This is a genomic window from Bradyrhizobium jicamae (genome assembly GCF_001440395.1).
Classification (GTDB): domain Bacteria; phylum Pseudomonadota; class Alphaproteobacteria; order Rhizobiales; family Xanthobacteraceae; genus Bradyrhizobium; species Bradyrhizobium jicamae.
The window spans coordinates 26,821-44,014 of the sequence record NZ_LLXZ01000181.1; the positions used below are offsets into that span (position 1 = coordinate 26,821).

19 protein-coding genes and 1 pseudogene are annotated in these 17,194 nt (G+C 62.9%); 11 read left to right on the forward strand and 9 right to left on the reverse strand.

What is annotated here, in order from left to right; genetic code table 11:
• The 3 genes and pseudogenes from CQ12_RS46850 to CQ12_RS30410 form a co-directional block, all read right to left on the reverse strand.
• Positions 1-110, reverse strand: a pseudogene (locus CQ12_RS46850) (GNAT family N-acetyltransferase); the annotation flags it as partial.
• Between the two features lie 121 nt (positions 111-231).
• Positions 232-1,374 (reverse strand): type III PLP-dependent enzyme, encoded by a 1,143-nt coding sequence (locus CQ12_RS30400; protein ID WP_057838968.1) that lies wholly within the window; start codon positions 1,372-1,374, stop codon positions 232-234.
• A 652-nt stretch (positions 1,375-2,026) separates the two neighbouring features.
• Positions 2,027-2,287, reverse strand: a complete 261-nt coding sequence (locus CQ12_RS30410) for a hypothetical protein (RefSeq protein WP_057838970.1) — start codon at positions 2,285-2,287, stop codon at positions 2,027-2,029.
• 175 nt (positions 2,288-2,462) lie between these two features.
• On the opposite strand from CQ12_RS30410, the gene CQ12_RS30415 reads away from it, so the two are divergent.
• The 4 genes from CQ12_RS30415 to CQ12_RS30430 all read left to right on the forward strand — a co-directional run bounded on the left by CQ12_RS30415 (position 2,463) and on the right by CQ12_RS30430 (position 6,874).
• Complete coding sequence (locus CQ12_RS30415) at positions 2,463-4,553, forward strand: M3 family metallopeptidase (RefSeq protein WP_057838971.1); 2,091 nt, start codon at positions 2,463-2,465, stop codon at positions 4,551-4,553.
• A 13-nt stretch (positions 4,554-4,566) separates the two neighbouring features.
• The gene (locus CQ12_RS30420; RefSeq protein WP_157088584.1) at positions 4,567-5,196 is read left to right on the forward strand and encodes a DUF1007 family protein; all 630 of its coding nucleotides are present in this window, start codon (positions 4,567-4,569) and stop codon (positions 5,194-5,196) included.
• Positions 5,197-5,273: 77 nt separating this feature from the next.
• A complete protein-coding gene (locus CQ12_RS30425) occupies positions 5,274-6,308 on the forward strand; it encodes a nickel/cobalt transporter (RefSeq protein ID WP_083519543.1) in 1,035 nt (344 codons plus the stop codon).
• A gap of 128 nt (positions 6,309-6,436) precedes the next feature.
• Positions 6,437-6,874 (forward strand): acyl-CoA thioesterase, encoded by a 438-nt coding sequence (locus CQ12_RS30430; protein ID WP_057838972.1) that lies wholly within the window; start codon positions 6,437-6,439, stop codon positions 6,872-6,874.
• Between the two features lie 198 nt (positions 6,875-7,072).
• Here the strand turns inward: CQ12_RS30430 and CQ12_RS30435 are convergent, their stop codons facing one another.
• The gene (locus tag CQ12_RS30435; RefSeq protein WP_083519544.1) at positions 7,073-7,282 is read right to left on the reverse strand and encodes a hypothetical protein; all 210 of its coding nucleotides are present in this window, start codon (positions 7,280-7,282) and stop codon (positions 7,073-7,075) included.
• 305 nt (positions 7,283-7,587) lie between these two features.
• Between CQ12_RS30435 and CQ12_RS45300 the strand changes: the two genes are divergently transcribed.
• Entirely contained in the window at positions 7,588-7,752 is a 165-nt protein-coding gene (locus tag CQ12_RS45300; protein WP_198164290.1) for a hypothetical protein, read from the forward strand.
• A gap of 278 nt (positions 7,753-8,030) precedes the next feature.
• Here CQ12_RS45300 and CQ12_RS30440 read toward each other — a convergent pair whose 3' ends face one another.
• Entirely contained in the window at positions 8,031-8,780 is a 750-nt protein-coding gene (locus tag CQ12_RS30440) for a DUF4336 domain-containing protein (protein ID WP_057839006.1), read from the reverse strand.
• 125 nt (positions 8,781-8,905) lie between these two features.
• On the opposite strand from CQ12_RS30440, the gene CQ12_RS30445 reads away from it, so the two are divergent.
• Positions 8,906-9,370, forward strand: coding sequence for a hypothetical protein (locus tag CQ12_RS30445; RefSeq protein WP_057838974.1), 465 nt, complete (start codon positions 8,906-8,908; stop codon positions 9,368-9,370).
• 19 nt (positions 9,371-9,389) lie between these two features.
• Here the strand turns inward: CQ12_RS30445 and CQ12_RS30450 are convergent, their stop codons facing one another.
• Positions 9,390-9,788: an MAPEG family protein gene (locus CQ12_RS30450; protein WP_057838975.1), complete on the reverse strand. Its 399-nt coding sequence runs from the start codon at positions 9,786-9,788 to the stop codon at positions 9,390-9,392.
• A 113-nt stretch (positions 9,789-9,901) separates the two neighbouring features.
• On the opposite strand from CQ12_RS30450, the gene hemH reads away from it, so the two are divergent.
• The 3 genes from hemH to CQ12_RS30465 all read left to right on the forward strand — a co-directional run bounded on the left by hemH (position 9,902) and on the right by CQ12_RS30465 (position 12,619).
• A complete protein-coding gene (gene hemH / locus CQ12_RS30455) occupies positions 9,902-10,939 on the forward strand; it encodes a ferrochelatase (RefSeq protein ID WP_057838976.1) in 1,038 nt (345 codons plus the stop codon).
• A 188-nt stretch (positions 10,940-11,127) separates the two neighbouring features.
• Positions 11,128-12,129, forward strand: coding sequence for an SPFH domain-containing protein (locus CQ12_RS30460; RefSeq protein WP_057839007.1), 1,002 nt, complete (start codon positions 11,128-11,130; stop codon positions 12,127-12,129).
• 43 nt (positions 12,130-12,172) lie between these two features.
• The gene (locus CQ12_RS30465; RefSeq protein WP_057838977.1) at positions 12,173-12,619 is read left to right on the forward strand and encodes an NfeD family protein; all 447 of its coding nucleotides are present in this window, start codon (positions 12,173-12,175) and stop codon (positions 12,617-12,619) included.
• On the opposite strand, the gene CQ12_RS30470 is transcribed toward CQ12_RS30465, so the two are convergent.
• Positions 12,616-12,957, reverse strand: coding sequence for a winged helix-turn-helix transcriptional regulator (locus tag CQ12_RS30470; RefSeq protein WP_057838978.1), 342 nt, complete (start codon positions 12,955-12,957; stop codon positions 12,616-12,618). The two genes, CQ12_RS30465 and CQ12_RS30470, sit on opposite strands and share 4 nt — an antisense overlap.
• Before the next feature lie 71 nt (positions 12,958-13,028).
• Here CQ12_RS30470 and CQ12_RS30475 point away from each other — a divergent pair, with 71 nt between their 5' ends.
• The gene (locus CQ12_RS30475) at positions 13,029-13,583 is read left to right on the forward strand and encodes a carboxymuconolactone decarboxylase family protein (RefSeq protein ID WP_057839008.1); all 555 of its coding nucleotides are present in this window, start codon (positions 13,029-13,031) and stop codon (positions 13,581-13,583) included.
• Between the two features lie 99 nt (positions 13,584-13,682).
• Here the strand turns inward: CQ12_RS30475 and CQ12_RS30480 are convergent, their stop codons facing one another.
• A complete protein-coding gene (locus tag CQ12_RS30480) occupies positions 13,683-14,696 on the reverse strand; it encodes a KpsF/GutQ family sugar-phosphate isomerase (RefSeq protein WP_057838979.1) in 1,014 nt (337 codons plus the stop codon).
• 193 nt (positions 14,697-14,889) lie between these two features.
• Between CQ12_RS30480 and CQ12_RS30485 the strand changes: the two genes are divergently transcribed.
• Positions 14,890-16,590, forward strand: coding sequence for an outer membrane beta-barrel protein (locus CQ12_RS30485; RefSeq protein WP_057838980.1), 1,701 nt, complete (start codon positions 14,890-14,892; stop codon positions 16,588-16,590).
• Positions 16,591-16,707: 117 nt separating this feature from the next.
• On the opposite strand, the gene CQ12_RS30490 is transcribed toward CQ12_RS30485, so the two are convergent.
• Entirely contained in the window at positions 16,708-17,088 is a 381-nt protein-coding gene (locus CQ12_RS30490) for a BA14K family protein (protein WP_083519541.1), read from the reverse strand.
• Between the last annotated feature and the right edge of the window lie 106 nt (positions 17,089-17,194).

The following is a 17,194-nucleotide window of genomic DNA, read 5'->3' on the forward strand; positions in this document are numbered from 1 at the left end:
GCATCCAGCAGCGCTTCACGCGCAACGACGTCCGAGGCTCGCTCCGCACGGATCGCGAACGGAGCGGCCTTGGGGTTAAGGGCGATCTTGGTCTTCCGCAAAGCAGTCATGGCACGTCAGTCCCCGCTCGCAACGGCAAGCCTGCCGCGCAAAGCGTTGTCAAAAATTCGCAAATGACGGGGAGGGAGCCGGCGCACCGGCTCCCGTTATTCAAGCCTCAAGCGAGGCCGATCAGATGTGGTAGGTCCGCAGCGGCGGGATGCCGTTGAACGCCACCGACGAGTAGGTCGACGTATAGGCGCCGGTGCCTTCGATCAGCAGCTTGTCGCCGATCTCGAGCGTCACCGGAAGCGGATACGGCATCTTCTCGTACAGCACGTCGGCGCTATCGCAGGTCGGACCTGCGAGCACGCACGGCGTCATGTCCGCACCGTCATGCGGGGTGCGGATGGCGTAACGGATCGACTCGTCCATCGTCTCGGCGAGACCGCCGAACTTGCCGATGTCGAGATACACCCAGCGCACCTCGTCCTCGTCGCTCTTCCTGGAGATCAGAATGACTTCGGTCTCGATGATCCCGGCATTTCCGACCATGCCGCGGCCCGGCTCGATGATCGTCTCCGGGATCTGGTTGCCGAAATGCTTGCGCAGCGCACGGAAGATCGACCGGCCGTACTGCACGACCGGAGGAACGTCCTTGAGGTACTTGGTCGGGAAGCCGCCGCCCATGTTGACCATGGACAGGTTGATCCCGCGCTCGGCGCAGTCCCGGAACACCGTCGAGGCCATCGACAGGGCACGATCCCACGCCTTCACCTTGCGCTGCTGCGAGCCGACATGGAACGAGATGCCGCACGGCTCCAGGCCCAGACGCTTGGCGAGGTCGAGCACCTCGACCGCCATTTCCGGGTCGCAGCCGAACTTGCGCGACAGCGGCCACTCGGCGCCGGCGCAGTCATAGAGGATGCGGCAGAACACCTTGGCGCCGGGGGCGGCGCGGGCGATCTTCTCGACTTCGGCGGCGCAGTCGACCGCGAACAGGCGAATGCCGAGCGCGAAGGCGCGCGCGATGTCACGCTCCTTCTTGATCGTATTGCCATAGGAGATGCGGTCCGGCGTCGCACCAGCGGCGAGCGCCATTTCGATTTCGGCAACCGTCGCCGTGTCGAAGCACGAGCCCAGCGAGGCCAGCAGCGACAGCACTTCCGGCGCAGGGTTAGCCTTCACCGCGTAGAACACGCGGCTGTCCGGCAGCGCCTTCGCAAAGGTCTGGTAGTTGTCGCGCACGACTTCGAGGTCGACCACGAGGCACGGCTCGGTGTCCTGGCCCTCGCTGCGGCGGTTGCGCAGGAATTCCTGAATACGTTCGGTCATGGCACTCTCCAACGGCCCCAGCGACGGGATCCGCATCAACGTGACGTCGGATAAGAGCACTCCGGCCACATCGCGCGATGGAGGCGCAACGAAGCCAAAAGACTCAAACCAGACTGTGCTGCCGTGGATTGGTTGGGAGAGTTTCCCGCCCGCTCACCTGGCAATGAAGGACAAGCCTTTTCAGTAGCCCGCGCCGGCGTTGGAATGCCGGTAGAGACCAAAAAAGCCCGATCCGTCGTTGCTTTAAGTCGCGTCCCCCGTTGAGAGCGGAGTACGCCGGTTCGCCTCCGGCTGCCAGTCACGGTTGCAAGGGGTGGTGAGACCTTCAACGGCATCCCTGGAGAGAGATGCTGGCCGCCTGTTGAGCGACCCTCGGTTCTTCCATCCCTTGGCGGCTGTCCGGCCTCTTGTCCGGATACCTACCGACTGACACACGACCACAGGCACGTGCGAAATTGGGCAAGTTGGGAAATAAGTCTTTTGACTCGGCTTCGCAACAATTTTTTTAGGGTGGGGACAAATTTCGCGCGCGTGTGATTACGAAAGCGTTCGCGGTGCGCGCCGCTGACGACAAATCTGAACGGCTGTTAAGATTTCTCGCGAGGCGTTGAGCGCTTTAACGCCTGTGCCGCAGCACTTTCTTGAACGCGCGTCAGCCGCGCCTGAAGAACGGCTCGATGCGCTGCGCGCCGCGGATGAACGCCACCATGATCAGTACGCCGAGGCCGAACAGCACGGCCTGCAGGATGTGCGCTGAGGTGTCGTTGAGGCCGAACAGGATCGCGAGCGCCCAGCCGCCGGCAAACGCTGCGCCGAACACTTCAGCGCCGATCAGGATCGCCGCCGAGATGACGGTGATGACGCTCGGCCAGTAGATCTGGCGGGAGGATGTGGAAGCGGGCTGTTGGCTCATGGAAAAAAGGTCCTGTTCAGGGGGCGCAATCTCTCCGAAAAGGCCCCATCTATCAAGCGTAAAAGGCCCAAAAATGCCGCATCGCGTGATATAGATTGCCGCATCTTCTGGAGCGTTTTCGAGCGAAATCGGTACCGGTTTGCGTCAAGAAAACGAGGCAAAAACGGGAATTGTGATGTCAGAAACCCTGCATACGGCGGCCCCCTCGGAAGCTGGCGAAAACCCGCTGCTTCGGCCGTGGCAGACGCCGTTCGAGACGCCGCCTTTTGCCGAAATCGAGCCGGAGCACTTCCTGCCGGCCTTCGAGCAGGCTTTCGCCGACCATGCCGCCGAGATCGCGGCGATCACCCATGATCCCTCGGCGCCGGACTTCGCCAACACCATCACGGCGCTGGAGCGCTCGGGCAGGCTGCTCTCCAAGGTCGCGGCGGTGTTCTACGACCTGGTCTCGGCGCACTCCAATCCGGCGATCCTGGAGATCGACAAGGAAGTCTCCTTGCGGATGGCGCGGCACTGGAACCCGATCATGATGAACGCGGTGCTGTTTGGTCGCATCGCGATGCTGCACGAGAACCGCGCCACGCTCGGCCTCACCGGTGAACAGAACCGGCTGCTGGAGCGCACCTACACCAATTTCTACCGCGCCGGCGCCGGCCTTGACGAGAGCGCCAAGAAGCGCCGGGCCGAGATCAACGAGCGGCTGGCCCAGCTCGGCACCTCCTTCAGCCACCATCTGCTCGGCGACGAGCAGGACTGGTTCATGGAGCTCGGCGAGGACGACCGCGGCGGCCTTCCCGAGGCCTTCGTCGCCGCGGCCAAGGCGGCGGCCGAAGAGCGGGGCATGGCGGGCAAGGCGATCGTGACGCTGTCGCGCTCCTCCGTCGAGCCGTTCCTGAAGAGCTCCTCCCGCCGCGACCTGCGCGAGAAGGTCTACAAGGCCTTCACCGCCCGCGGCGACAATGGCAACGCCAACGACAACAACGACACCATCGTCGAGATCCTCGAGCTCCGCGAGGAGGCTGCGAAGATCATGGGCTTTCCGACCTACGCCGCCTACCGGCTGGAGGATTCCATGGCCAAGACACCGGACGCCGTCCGCGGCCTGCTGGAGCGGGTCTGGAAGCCGGCCCGGGAGCGTGCGCTCGCCGACCGCGACGCGCTGCAGGCGCTGATCGCGGAGGAGGGCGGCAACTTCACGCTGGCGCCGTGGGACTGGCGCTACTACGCCGAAATCCTGCGGCAGCGGAAAGCCGATTTCGACGACGCCGCCATCAAGCCCTACCTGGTGCTCGACCACATGATCGAGGCCGCCTTCGACTGCGCCACCCGCCTGTTCGGGATCACCTTTGCCGAGCGCAAGGACATCCCGGTCTGGCATCCGGATGTCCGGGTCTGGGAGGTCAAGGGTCCTGACGGCCAACACAAGGCGCTGTTCTATGGCGACTACTTCGCCCGGCCCTCCAAGCGCTCCGGCGCCTGGATGACCTCGCTGCGCGACCAGCAGAAGCTCGACGGCGAGATCGCCCCCTTGATCATCAACGTCTGCAACTTCTCCAAGGGTGCGGACGGCCAGCCGTCGCTGCTGTCGCCGGACGATGCACGCACCCTGTTCCACGAGTTCGGCCACGGCCTGCACGGCATGCTGTCCAACGTGACCTATCCCTCGCTGTCGGGGACCTCGGTGTTCACCGATTTCGTCGAGCTGCCCTCGCAGCTCTACGAGCACTGGCAGGAGCAGCCGCAGGTGTTGCGGCAGTTCGCCAAACACTACCAGAGCGGCGAGCCGCTGCCGGACGACCTGCTGCAACGCTTCCTCGTCGCCCGCAAGTTCAATCAGGGCTTTGCCACCGTGGAGTTCGTTTCCTCGGCGCTGATCGACCTCGAATTCCACACCCAGCCGGCCGCGGCCAGCCGCGACGTCGCGGCCTTCGAGAAGACGGAACTGGAGAAGATCGGCATGCCCGCGGAAATCGCGCTGCGGCACCGGCCCACGCAGTTCGGCCATATCTTCTCCGGCGATCACTATGCCTCCGGCTATTACAGCTACATGTGGTCGGAGGTGATGGATGCCGACGCGTTCGGCGCCTTCGAGGAGGCCGGCGACATCTTCGATCCCGCCACCGCCAAGCGGCTGCACGACGACATCTATTCGTCGGGCGGCTCGCGTAACCCCGAGGAAGCCTATGTCGCCTTCCGCGGCCGCGAACCCGAGGCGGATGCGCTGCTGCGCCGCCGCGGCCTGCTCGAAGCAACGCCGGCGGCTTGAGATGCGCACGGTCATGCAGCGATTGCTCGGTTTCGTTCTCCTGATCACGGCGCTCGGCACGGCCGCGGCCGAGGCCCATCCCCATGTCTGGATCACCGCCAAAAGCGAGGTGGTCTACGCGCCCGACGGCTCGATGACGGGCGTGCGCCACGCCTGGACCTTCGACGACATGTTCTCGACCTACGCGCTGCAGGGCATCGAGACCAAGACCAAGGGCGTCTACACCCGCGAGGAACTGGCGCCGCTGGCGCAGACCAATGTCGAATCGCTGAAGGATTTCGCCTACTTCACCTTCGCCAAGGCCGACGGCAAGAAAGAGAAGTTCAACGAGCCCATCGACTACTACCTCGAATACAAGGACAGCGCGTTGACGCTGCATTTCGTGCTGCCGCTGAAGGCGCCGGTGACATCGAAGCAGCTGGCGCTGGAGGTGTTCGATCCCTCCTATTTCATCGACTTCAAGTTCGACGACAAGGATCCCATCAAACTGGTCGGCGCGCCGGCCGCCTGCCAGATGAAATTCCAGCGGCCGAACGACGAGACCGCGAACACCCAGCGGCTGAACGAGCAGAACTTCATGAACGGCGACAATTCCAACTATGGCGCGATGTTCGCCAACAAGATCACGGTGAACTGCCCGTGAAGTCGTTGCCTGCAAGGCTCGCACAGGGCGAGATAACCAGAATCTTGGCGATCACGGCCGTGGTGCTCGCGGCCGTGATGGTTTTCGACGCCTGCTGGCACGCGCTGATGGCACAGAACCCGTTCGGCGGTCCGCGGCCCGCGGCCGAGCCGCAGGTCGGCGGCGTGATCGGATGGATTCTGGCCAAGCAGTCCGAATTCTATCGCGAGATGTCGCAGACCATCCGCGCGGCGAAATCGGACGGCAGCGCGGTCTGGACGCTGCTCGGGATCTCGTTTGCCTATGGGATCTTCCACGCTGCCGGGCCCGGCCACGGCAAGGCGGTGATCTCGTCCTATCTCGTCGCCAACGAGGAGACCGCGCGGCGCGGCATTGTGCTGTCGTTCGCCTCGGCGTTCCTGCAGGCGCTGGTGGCGGTGGTGATCGTCGCCGTGTTCGCCTGGCTGCTCTCCTCCACCGCCAAGACGATGTGCTCCGCGGAGAAGGCGATCGAGATTGTCAGCTACGGCCTGATCGCGGCCTTCGGCGCCCGGCTGGTCTGGACCAAGGGCGGCGGCTTCATGCGCGCGCTGCAGGCGAAACCGGCGCCGGCGATGGCGGTGGCCACGGCCGGTCATCATCACGATCATGGACATCATGATCATGGCCATGCGCATCATCATGACCACGGCCATCATCAGCACGACCACGGACATGACCATGATCACGGCCATGTTCATGACGAGCATTGCGGCCATTCGCACGGGCCCACGCCGGATCAACTCGCCGGCCCCGGCGGCTGGCGGCGCGGCCTGGGGACGATCTTTGCGGTGGGCATGCGGCCCTGCTCGGGCGCCATCCTGGTGCTGGTATTCTCGCTGGCGCAGGGACTGTTCCTGGCCGGCATCGCCGCGACCTTTGTGATGGGGCTCGGAACTGCGATCACGGTCGCCACCATCGCCATCGTTGCCGTCTCGGCCAAGGGCCTGGCCCGCCGGCTCAGCGCCGGCCGCGAGGGCGGCGGCGCGTTGATCATGCGCGGCATCGAGTTCGGCGCCGCAGGCTTGGTGCTACTGTTCGGCCTCGGCCTGCTGTTCGGCTACCTCGCTGCCGAACGCGCGACGTGTCTCTGATCGTAGCCCGGGTGAAGCGCAGCGTAACCCGGGGGCCGTAGAACGCGCGGGCATCGATTCCCGAATTGCGCTACGCTCCATCCGGGCTACGAAATCGAACACGCCAAAAGGACGGTGCCGGGAATCCCATGTCACGCGAGCAATTCTGGTTCTTCCACCCGTTCCGGGTGCGCTATTCCGAGATCGACGGCCAGGGCGTCGTCTTCAACGCACACTATCTGACCTATTTCGACACCACCATCACCGAGTATTTTCGCGCGCTCGGCTATGATCAATATGCCGACGCAAAAAAGTCCGGCGTCGATTTCCACGTCGTCAAATCCGTCATCGAATACAAGGCGCCGGTTCGCTTCGACTGGGAGCTCGACGTCGGCGCGCGCGTGGCGCGGATTGGCAATTCGAGCCTGACCTTCGAACTCGCGATCTTCCTCAAAGGCGGCGGCGATGCGCTGGTGACCGGCGAGATCGTCTGGGTCAACACCGACCAGAACACCCATCGGCCGGTCCCGATATCGCAGGATATCCGGGATTTGATTGCGACGCGGGAGCGGCATTTGGCGGCGTGAGATTTGCGTTGCGAGAGCGTGACTATCTCCACCGTCATTGCGAGCGAAGCGAAGCAATCCATCCATCCGCGCACGTGGTGACAATGGATTGCTTCGCTTAGCTCGCAATGACGCGGACAGGCCACGGCGCAGATGTCGTAATGCTATCGACCGTCGTGCGCCGTCGACGCAGCAGCGCACCGCAATGCATCAGAACAACTATAACCTCGGCGAGCGGCTCAGGCCGTCTGTCGAAGAGAACTTATGCCTGAAGAACAGATCAAGCTTCACGGGTTCGCCGGTATCTCGCCAGAACAGTCTTTGACCGAGGCTGGCCGCCACCGCGAGGCGATGGTGGCCGCCGACGAGAGTATGGTCATCCGTTGCTTTGGCGATGACCTCGCCGGCTTCGTCAACGATGGTTTTCATGCGCTGCCTCCAATGCAACGCGCTGGTCAGCGCAGCCGCGATGGTACGCAAGCTATCTAACCTCGTGCCGGCTCCGGCGTTCCAACCTGTGAAGATCCGGCGTCCGTATTCGACATGCGCCACGTCGCGCGATGTCCTTGTGTACGATGTGGTGCATAATCCAGCCTGTCTTGGCGACGTGCCCATGGCCCCTTGCAAGGGTTCCTTCACCTTGATCAAGGGAACACCCGAACTGGCTATAGCCGGATCCCGCTTCACGTTTAAGAATCCGACCGCTGCTGCTGGGGGCCAAACGGAGATATCCGATGGGTGTGGCAGGCTTGCGTTTCGCGCATGTGAAGAGAACTCTCCGCGTCCGGGCGGTCCTTGTCGGCCTGCTGGAAGAGTTGCCGTTTGTCTGCCCGGTGGTGGTTGCCGTCGGCTCGCTGATCATGATCGTCATCGAGCTCTTCAAGGATTTGCCGCAGTGAGGCGGCCCGACCACCAAGGCGCGCGCTCAATCATCTATCGGATTATCGCGATGTGAACCGTGCCAGCATCGAGCACACCGTGCACGTCTGTTTAGCCCTCAACAGCGACGCGAGAGCGGACAACTCGAGACCCGCCGCTTTGGGTCAATCACGTCATTTTTGATGTCGGCCAGCTACTTCTGTTCTGCAATCAACTTCGGACATGTCGTTGCGCTGCGCTAAATGACGCGATGGGCCAACAGCGGAAATTGTCTCGGCTTGACCGAATGAATCGTAATTCAAGTCAGCGGCCCTCCAAATATCCTCCTTATGACCTCCTCGCCATGAGATTCAAAACACCGCCCATGGCTGATCACAATGCGCTTCGGTCGCCAAGAGTGGATTTTTGCAAATGCTGCTTTCGCCCTTCGCCGCTGAAGTAACAACGGCAGCCGCATGCCAAAGAAAAGTTGGCCGTGGGGATGGTTCATCCCGCTGAGCTTTGTTGCCGTTCGCCAAGGTTCGGGCATTTTATCCAACTCGATATTGATAATCGTGTCCGTGAGAACTAGCGTCTCCGACTTCTTGTGAAAGAAAATGAACTCTTTGAAGTACCCACCAGGAAATAGCGTCTGGTCGATGTCTGGCCCCCATTCTTCTGGCGGATTGAAGTCTAAGTCTCGTGCAAACGTGACATCGATGTGCCGGGCGCGCGCTCTTCGGCGTACACGCGGTGAAGCCCATGGGATCGCATCGGGAAACACTTTCGACCACTCCCCGATATGAGCGTAGTGAAACTGGTTGGGTGACACGAGATGTCGGATTGTCCCCATCCGCTGCAGCTCGCCCGCCAGCCCCTCATCAAATTTGATCGGTGAGTGCAGGAACAGGTCACCATTCGAAAGGCGCACCACCGTCATCCGCGTAGTGAAAGGCAGCGCTAGCGTGACGCCACCTACGATCAAGCGTTCGAATGGCCCATCGACGATTCCGATGTCCGGCCCCATCGGCTTAAATACGTTTATTGGTTCGTAGAGAGAGGCGCCCACGGTTATTTTCCCGTTAGCTTCCTGCACAGAGTATGTCTGATCAGGGGAGGTCTGCAACGGTCAGCAGTCGACGTCCTCCGCGACCGCTGAGGACCAGAGGCCGAGGTCCGCAATGGAGTGCTTCGATGTTTAACCCACAACATGCGCGCCTGGAATTCGAAGCAATCTTGCGCGGCAGAGACCTACATGAGCATGACCTTAACCTGGTCGACGGCTGTGAGGCGCTTTTCGATTTCTACCGGGATCGGAGGCCAAGCGGACGTGTATTTGAGCAACATGAAGACGCGGATATGCTTCTTTTCCAATGGGGGACCTTCGATTGGGGAGCGGGTGAGCAGTTTGCCTTCAGCCTGACGAGGCAAATCATCGTGTACGAGGACGCAGAGGACGAAGACATTTGGCAACTGAGTCTCACGTTCGAGTTCGAAGCGAACGATGATCTCAGGTCGTTGGGCAATGGCGACAAATGGTGTCACTCCTTACTGGAGTTGCCAGAATTTCGAAAATACGTGCGGCGGTCCACCGCCTTCAGAGTCTGTGCTGAACATCAAGTCCGTCGGACCCTGCTTGAATACGGGGCCGCAGGCTGATGTCCGCGCGACGAGCATCCTACACCGGCAAATACCCCTTGATCGCCGGCAGAAAGAAAATCGCGATGTTGATCGCGAACCCGAGGCTCCAGAGGATCGAGCGCAGCGTCGGGCGGTTGCCGAGATAGGTGAAGACGTAGGCGATCCGCACGATCAGGAACAGGATGGCGAGTTCGTCGATCAGGCGCTGCGGTGCCAGCCGAAATTCTGCGAGCAGCACCGCGACGGCAAAGAACGGAAACGCCTCGATGCCGTTCTGATGGGCGCCGAGCGCGCGGGCGCGGATCGGGTCCTGGTAGAAGCTGGGATCGCGCGGCTTGGCATTGTCGAAACGTGCGTGGGCGGCCCATTTGACCGAGGCGATGGTCAGCAGATAGAGCAGCAGCGTTCCGAAAATGCACCATTCGGCGATCGTCATGGTTCCTCTCCCCGCGCGCACTGGCGAGCGCGCGCCCCGCGGCAATCCGGGAAGCGTACCGAACCGGCGGTTATCTTGACAAGGATGGTGCAACGCGCGAAGGCATCGAAATCATGACCGTGGTCGTCCCCTTTGGCAATGCGAAGCAGGCATCGGCAACCCCGCCGCAGCGCATCGGCGTGCTGCTGGTCAATCTCGGCACGCCCGATAGCGCCGATGCCCAGGGGGTGCGGGTTTATCTGAAGGAATTTTTGTCCGATCCGCGTGTGATCGAGGACCAGGGCCTGGTCTGGAAGCTGATCCTCAACGGCGTCATTTTGCGCGTGCGTCCCGCCCGCAAGGCGCGCGACTACCGGAAGATCTGGAACGCCGAGAAGGACGAATCCCCGCTCAAGACCATCACCCGATCGCAGGCCGAAAAGCTCGGCGAAGCGATCGCGGACCGCGAGCATGTCGTGGTCGATTGGGCGATGCGCTACGGCAACCCGTCGATCCGCTCGCGCATCGAGGCACTGGCCGCGCAAGGCTGCGACCGCCTGCTGGTGGTGCCGCTCTATCCGCAATATTCCGCGGCGACCTCGGCGACCGTATGCGACGAGGTGTTTCGCGCGCTCGCCGGCATGCGCGCGCAGCCGACGCTGCGGGTGAGCCCGCCCTATTATGACGATCCCGATTACATCGAGGCGCTCGCCGTCTCGATGTCGGAACATCTTGCGAGCCTGCCGTTTCAACCCGAGCTGATCGTCGCGTCGTTTCACGGCATGCCGCAGAAATATGTCGACAAGGGCGACCCCTACCAGGCGCAGTGCGTCGCAACAACCGAGGCGCTGCGCAAGCGCATGGGGCTTGATGCCTCCAAACTGCTGCTTACATTTCAATCGCGCTTCGGCAACGACGAGTGGCTGCAGCCCTATACGGACAAGACCATCGAAAAACTCGCGAAAGATGGTGTGAAACGTATTGCCGTCGTGACCCCCGGCTTCTCCGCCGATTGCCTGGAGACGCTGGAGGAGATCGCGCAGGAAAACGCCGAGATTTTCAAGCACAACGGCGGCGAGCAGTTTTCCGCGATTCCCTGCCTCAACGACAGCGAGCCCGGCATGGACGTCATCCGACAGCTCGTCTTGCGCGAGCTGCAAGGCTGGATTTAACCAGTCGAAGAATTTCCCATAGCTTGCCGCCGTTCGGCCTTTGAGAACATCTGGTGGCCGGCAAATTGTTCCCCAGCTATATAACGGTAACTCGAGAACAGCCGGGCCTGAACCGGCGCCGCGGCTTTGCTGACAAGAATGAGAGATCGCGTCCGGCAACGCTCACCTTGCCGTATCTGGAGGACTTGATGACTGGTTTCGATATTTTCGCGATCGCCTTTGTTCTGCTCGTCATCGTCACGCTGTTCGCGGGCGTCAAGACGGTGCCGCAGGGCTATGACTGGACCATCGAGCGGTTCGGTAAATACACCCGCACGCTGTCGCCGGGACTGAACCTGATCGTGCCTTATTTCGATCGCGTCGGCCGCAAGATGAACATGATGGAGCAGGTGATCAACATTCCCGAGCAGGAGGTGATCACCAAGGACAACGCCACCGTGACGGTGGACGGCGTCGCCTTCTTCCAGGTGTTCGACGCGGCGAAGGCGAGTTACGAAGTCGCCAATCTCGAACAGGCGATCATTGTCCTAACCATGACCAACATCCGCTCGGTGATGGGCTCGATGGACCTCGACCAGGTGCTGTCGCATCGCGACGAGATCAACGAGCGGCTGCTGCGCGTCGTTGATGCCGCAGTGTCGCCATGGGGGCTGAAGGTCAACCGGATCGAGATCAAGGACATCGTGCCGCCGGCCGATCTGGTGGAAGCGATGGGGCGGCAGATGAAGGCCGAGCGCGTCAAGCGCGCCGACATCCTGCAGGCCGAGGGCCAGCGCCAGTCGGAAATCCTGCGCGCCGAAGGCGCCAAGCAGGGCCAGATTTTGCAGGCCGAAGGCCGTCGCGAAGCCGCCTTCCGCGATGCCGAGGCGCGCGAGCGCCTGGCCGAAGCGGAGGCCAAGGCGACGCAGATGGTTTCCGAATCCATTGCCAAGGGCGATATTGCCGCGCTGAACTATTTTATCGCCGACAAATACATCAAGGCGTTCGGGCAGTTTGCGGAATCGCCAAACCAGAAGATCCTGATGATTCCGGTGGAAGCCACCAGCGTGCTGTCCTCGCTCGCCGGCATCGGCGAGATCGCCAAGGCGGCGTTCGGCGAGAGCGCGGCCTCTGCGACAGCAGCCGCGCGGCGGACGTCCTCGGTGCCGAACACCGGCCCGACGCCGCCGCCGGTCGCGCCGCAACGGTGAGCCTGGTCCGAACGGTCACAATGCTTGATGAGAGGTTCGTGTGATGGCCGAGATGTTTTCGACGTTAGGCACCTGGAATTGGCTGATCTTCGGCTTCCTCCTGATGGCGCTGGAATTGCTGGCGCCGGGCGTCTTCATGTTCTGGCTCGGGCTCGCGGCGCTCCTGACCGGGCTGGTGTCGTTTGCGATCAATCCGTCCTGGCAGACGCAACTGCTGATGTTCGCGATCTTCGCCATCGCCGCCGTGCCGGCATGGCGATATTTTGCGCGCAGCGCCGGAAGCAGCAACCTGAGCAGCCCGTTCCTCAACAGGCGGAACGAAGCGCTGATCGGCCGCGAATTCACGCTGGAAAAGCCGATCGTTGGCGGCACCGGCACGGTGCGGATCGACGACACGATCTGGCGCGTCGCCGGCCCCGACGCGCCCGCCGGCAGCCGCGTCAAGGTGGTTCGGGCGGACGGGGCGAGCTTGACGGTGGCGGCGGCCTAGCCTGCCAAACGCCGGCTCCATCGCTCGGCGAAGTGATGCAGTGGCAGGAAGCTTTCCATCAGCTCCCTGCCGAGTGGCGTCAGGTGATAGCCGTCGCCGGAAAGGAGTTCGACGAAGCCGGCCTCGCGCAGCTCCGACAGGCGGGCCTGCATCACGGTCGGCGAGGCGTCGTCGCAGGCGGTGCGGAGCGCGCGCGAGGTCAAGGGGCCGTCGCGCAGCTCCCAGGCGATACGCAAGGTCCAGCGGCGGCCGAGCAGATCGAGCAGGGCCATGATCGGCCGCCCGGTCCGGGAGCCGCGAACGGCGCTTTGTCTGGTTTTTGTCGCCGGTTTCGGCATCGAACCCCTCTTGCGTGATGCTACAAATAATGTAGCGTAGTGCTACGTTATTTGTAGCACAGGAGTTGGTCGTGTCCCAGACCGCGCCGCGCATCGCGCCGCTTGAGCCGCCCTATGCACCGGAGATTGCCGAGCAGTTCAACCGCATCATGCGTGGCGCGCCGCCGCTGACGCTGTTCCGTGTCATCGCCGGCAACGCTCGCGCCTGGGAAAAATTCCGCGCCGGCAGCCTGCTGGATCGTGGACCGCTCTCGTTGCGGGAGCGCGAGATCGTGATCGACCGCACCTGCGCGCGAACCGGCTGCGAGTATGAATGGGGCGTGCATGTCACGGCGTTCGCGGAAGCCGCGCGGCTGACGGAAGAACAGGTCCGTGCCACCGTGCTCGGCGATGCCGATGCTGGCTGTTGGTCGGCGGCAGAACAGGCGCTGATCGCCGCGGTCGATGCGCTGCACGAGCGGGCGACGCTCGATGACGCGGAGTTCGCTGCGGTGTCGGCGTATTACGACGAGGCAAAAATATTCGAGATCATCCTGCTGTGCGGATTCTATCGCACGGTGTCGTATCTCGCGAACGGACTGGCACTGCCGCTGGAGGAGAGCGCGGCGAGGTTTCCGAGGTGGTGAAACCGTGGGGTGGGCAAAGCGAAGCGTGCCCACCATTTCGGTCGCGTTGTGTCGCGGTGGGCACGCTGCGCTTTGCCCACCCTACGTGACCGTTCGAACCTACGCCACGCCGGCGCGCAGGAAATCGTGCAGGTGGACGATACCGACGGGCTTGTTGGCATCGGTTACGATCAGCGTCGTGATCTTCGAAGAGTTGAGAATCTCCAGCGCCTCGCCGGCCAGTACGTCACGGTCGATCGTTTTCGGATTGCTGGTCATCACCTCGTCGACGGTGGCCGTCATCAGATCGGGCCCCATATGGCGGCGCAGATCGCCGTCGGTGACGATGCCGACAATATGCCCACGCGCGTCGACGATGCCGACGCAGCCAAAACCCTTCGAGGTCATCTCAACCAGCGCGTCGGACATTTTTGTGCCGAGCGGCTTCAGCGGCACCGCATCGCCGGAATGCATGAGATCGCGGGTATATTTCAGCATCGCACCCAGCTTGCCGCCGGGATGCAGCACGCTGAAATCGGTCGAGGTGAAGCCGCGGCCTTCCAGGAGTGCGATCGCCAGCGTATCGCCGAGCGCGAGCATCATCAGCGAGGAGGTGGTCGGCGCCAGATTATGCGGGCAGGCCTCGCGCGCTTTCGGCAGCGTCAGCGCGATCTCGGCCGCCTTGGCGAGCGTCGATTCCCGCTCCGCTGTCATCGCGATCACGGAAATCCGGAAACGCGCGGCATAGCTGATCAGATTCTTCATCTCCGGCTGCTCGCCCGACCAGGACAGCGCCAGGATGACGTCGTCGGCGGTGATCATGCCGAGGTCGCCGTGGCTGGCTTCGGCGGCATGAACGAAGAAGGCCGGCGTGCCGGTCGAAGCAAAGGTCGCGGCGACCTTGCGGCCGATATGGCCCGATTTGCCGAGCCCGGTGACGATCAGCCGTCCCTTGGCGTTGCGGATCAGGTCGACCGCGGCGGTGAAGGGGGCGCGCAGATCGGATTGCAGCGCCGCCGTGAGCGCGGCGATGCCGCTGCCCTCGGCATCGAGCGTGCGCAAGGCCGACTGAACGGCGGAGTCAGCGGGGTCGGTGCCGGATGATTTTGCCATCAGCGGATACGAATGAGCCATGTCTGTTCCAGGGAGGAGGGGCCTCGCCCCAAAGCCCTCCATAGCATGGCCCGCCCGCCGATGCGACGCGCGCCGCAGAGCTCTCAACGCCTCATTAACCATAATTGTCTTAACTCCATTAACGACATGTGCCGCGAGCCTCGCGGAATGCGTCGAGTAAGTGACTGTTTTTGTTGGAGTATATTCCATCGTGATGGCGAGGCCAGTAACGGGCCGGAACAGCCGCGCGCGCACGCTTCGCGCAGCCTTGCCGTGCCTTGCGCTGATCGCGCTCTCGGGAACCGCAGCGCACGCGCAAACCGTCACGCCGGACCTATTCAGCTCAAGGCGCGCCAGCCAGGTGACGTCGCCGGATTCGCCGCTGCGCCGCACTTCGGCGGAGGTGAACGATCCGCTCGCCAGCCCAAAGCTGCAGGAGGATGAGAAGCGCGCTCCGTCGCGGATCGGGCAGATTCCGAAATACGGCCTGCCGGCTGCGAGCGGCGCCGCCGATTCCGGCTACGACTCGCTCAACCGCCAGCGCAAAAAGCCAAAGTACTATCCGGGGCAGGCGAGGCCGAAGCCGCCGGTCGGGCCCGGCAGCCCGCCGCCGCCGATTGCGTCGAACACGCAGCTGCGGCTCTCGATCCCGCCGTCGGAATCCGCCAACAAGACACGCCTTGCGCCGGCGATGGCGGGCACTGTGGTCGGGCAGCCGCCGCGCAAGCGGCTCAGGATCGACGACGATCCGTTCGGCGCCGTCGGCGATTACGCCGGCAGCTTCCTGATCAAGTCAGCCGTCGAACTCAGAGGCGGTTACGACACCAATCCCGGGCGAACGTCGGTGCCGCGCGGATCGCCATTCTATGTGATCGCGCCGGAATTCGTCGCGTTCTCCGACTGGGAGCGCCACGCTGTTGTCGCCGACCTCAGGGGTTCCTTCACCGGCTACACCAACACTTTTCCGCCGGTGGACGGCGTGGTGTCGTCGGCGCCGACGAATATCGACCGTCCGAATTTCATCGGCCATGTCGATGGCCGTCTCGATGTCACCCACGACACCCGCCTGCTCGGCCAGGCGCGATTGCTTGTCGCCACCGACAATCCCGGCAGCCCGAATGTGCAGGCCGGCCTGTCCAGATATCCGGTCTATGCGACGTTCGGCGGCACGCTTGGCGTCGATCAGAACTTCAATCGCCTGCAGCTTTCCGCAGGGGCTGCGATCGACCGCACCGTCTATCAATACTCGGAGTTGACCGACGGCACCTCGACCAGCAACGACGACCGCAACTACAATCAGTACGGCGGGCTCGGCCGCGTCAGCTACGATCTGATGCCGGGCTTGAAACCGTTCGGCGAAATCGTGGGCAATATCCGCTCGCACGACATTCTGGTCGATCGTAATGGCTATCAGCGCAATTCCAGCGGCGGCAACGTCAGGGCCGGCACCAGTTTCGAACTCTCGCGGATGCTGACCGGCGAAGTCGCGGTCGGCTGGGCGGCGCGCACCTATGAAGATCCGCGGCTGCAATCGCTACAGGGCCTGCTAACATCGGCCTCGCTGGTGTGGGTCGCAACGCCGCTGACATCAGCAAAATTCTTCGCCACCACCTCGATTGACGAGACCACCGTGCCCGGCGTTTCCGGCGTGCTGACGCACACCTACACCGCCGAAGTCGATCACGATTTCCGCCGCTGGCTGAGCGCCATCGGCAGATTCACCTGGGGCACCCAGCGATACCAGGGCGACGACCGCTTCGACCGTTTCTATTCGCTCTCCGGCGACCTGATCTACAAGATGAGCCGTACTCTCTGGCTCAAGGGTACGCTGCGCCGGGACTGGCTGGATTCGAACCAGCCCGGCAACAGCACGGCATCGACGGTGGTGATGCTGGGGGTGAGGGTGCAGAACTGAGGGACGCATAATCCCTGTCGATTGCAGGGAAAGCGATTCTTTCGCCCGCGGCGAATGCAAACAAAAACCCCGGCACTTCTGCCGGGGTCCTAAAATATCGTGACAGGCACTCGTCCTCTACGGGCACGGACGGCGGAGGCCGTCGCGGCCGAGATAGGTCATGCTATTGGGATCGAACGAACGGTAGCGCTGCATGCAATAGCTGACGGCATCGCGCCGCTGCTGCTCGGCGGCGCTCGCTGCGATCGCGCCGCCGATGATGGCCGCGCCGACCCCGATGCCGACTGCGGCGCCGACACCGCTGCCTCGACCGCGTCCCCAACCGCCGCCCCGGCCTCGACCCCAGCCGCGCTGTGCGAAGGCCGGAGAGACGCCCGCTGCAACAAAGGCGCCGGTCGTGGCAACCATGCCGAACGCGTACATGAATAGCAGGGTACCCGCCGCCAATACGCGTGTGATGCGCTGGCGCACCGAATTGCCCATTCCTTGAGTTCTCATACTACCGCCTTTCTTCATGATTCCAGATAATGATGCCCACCTGAGGAGAGGTGGGCATTGATCCGGATCCAGCGAGGTTGCGGGCAATATGATGACGTGTCCAGAC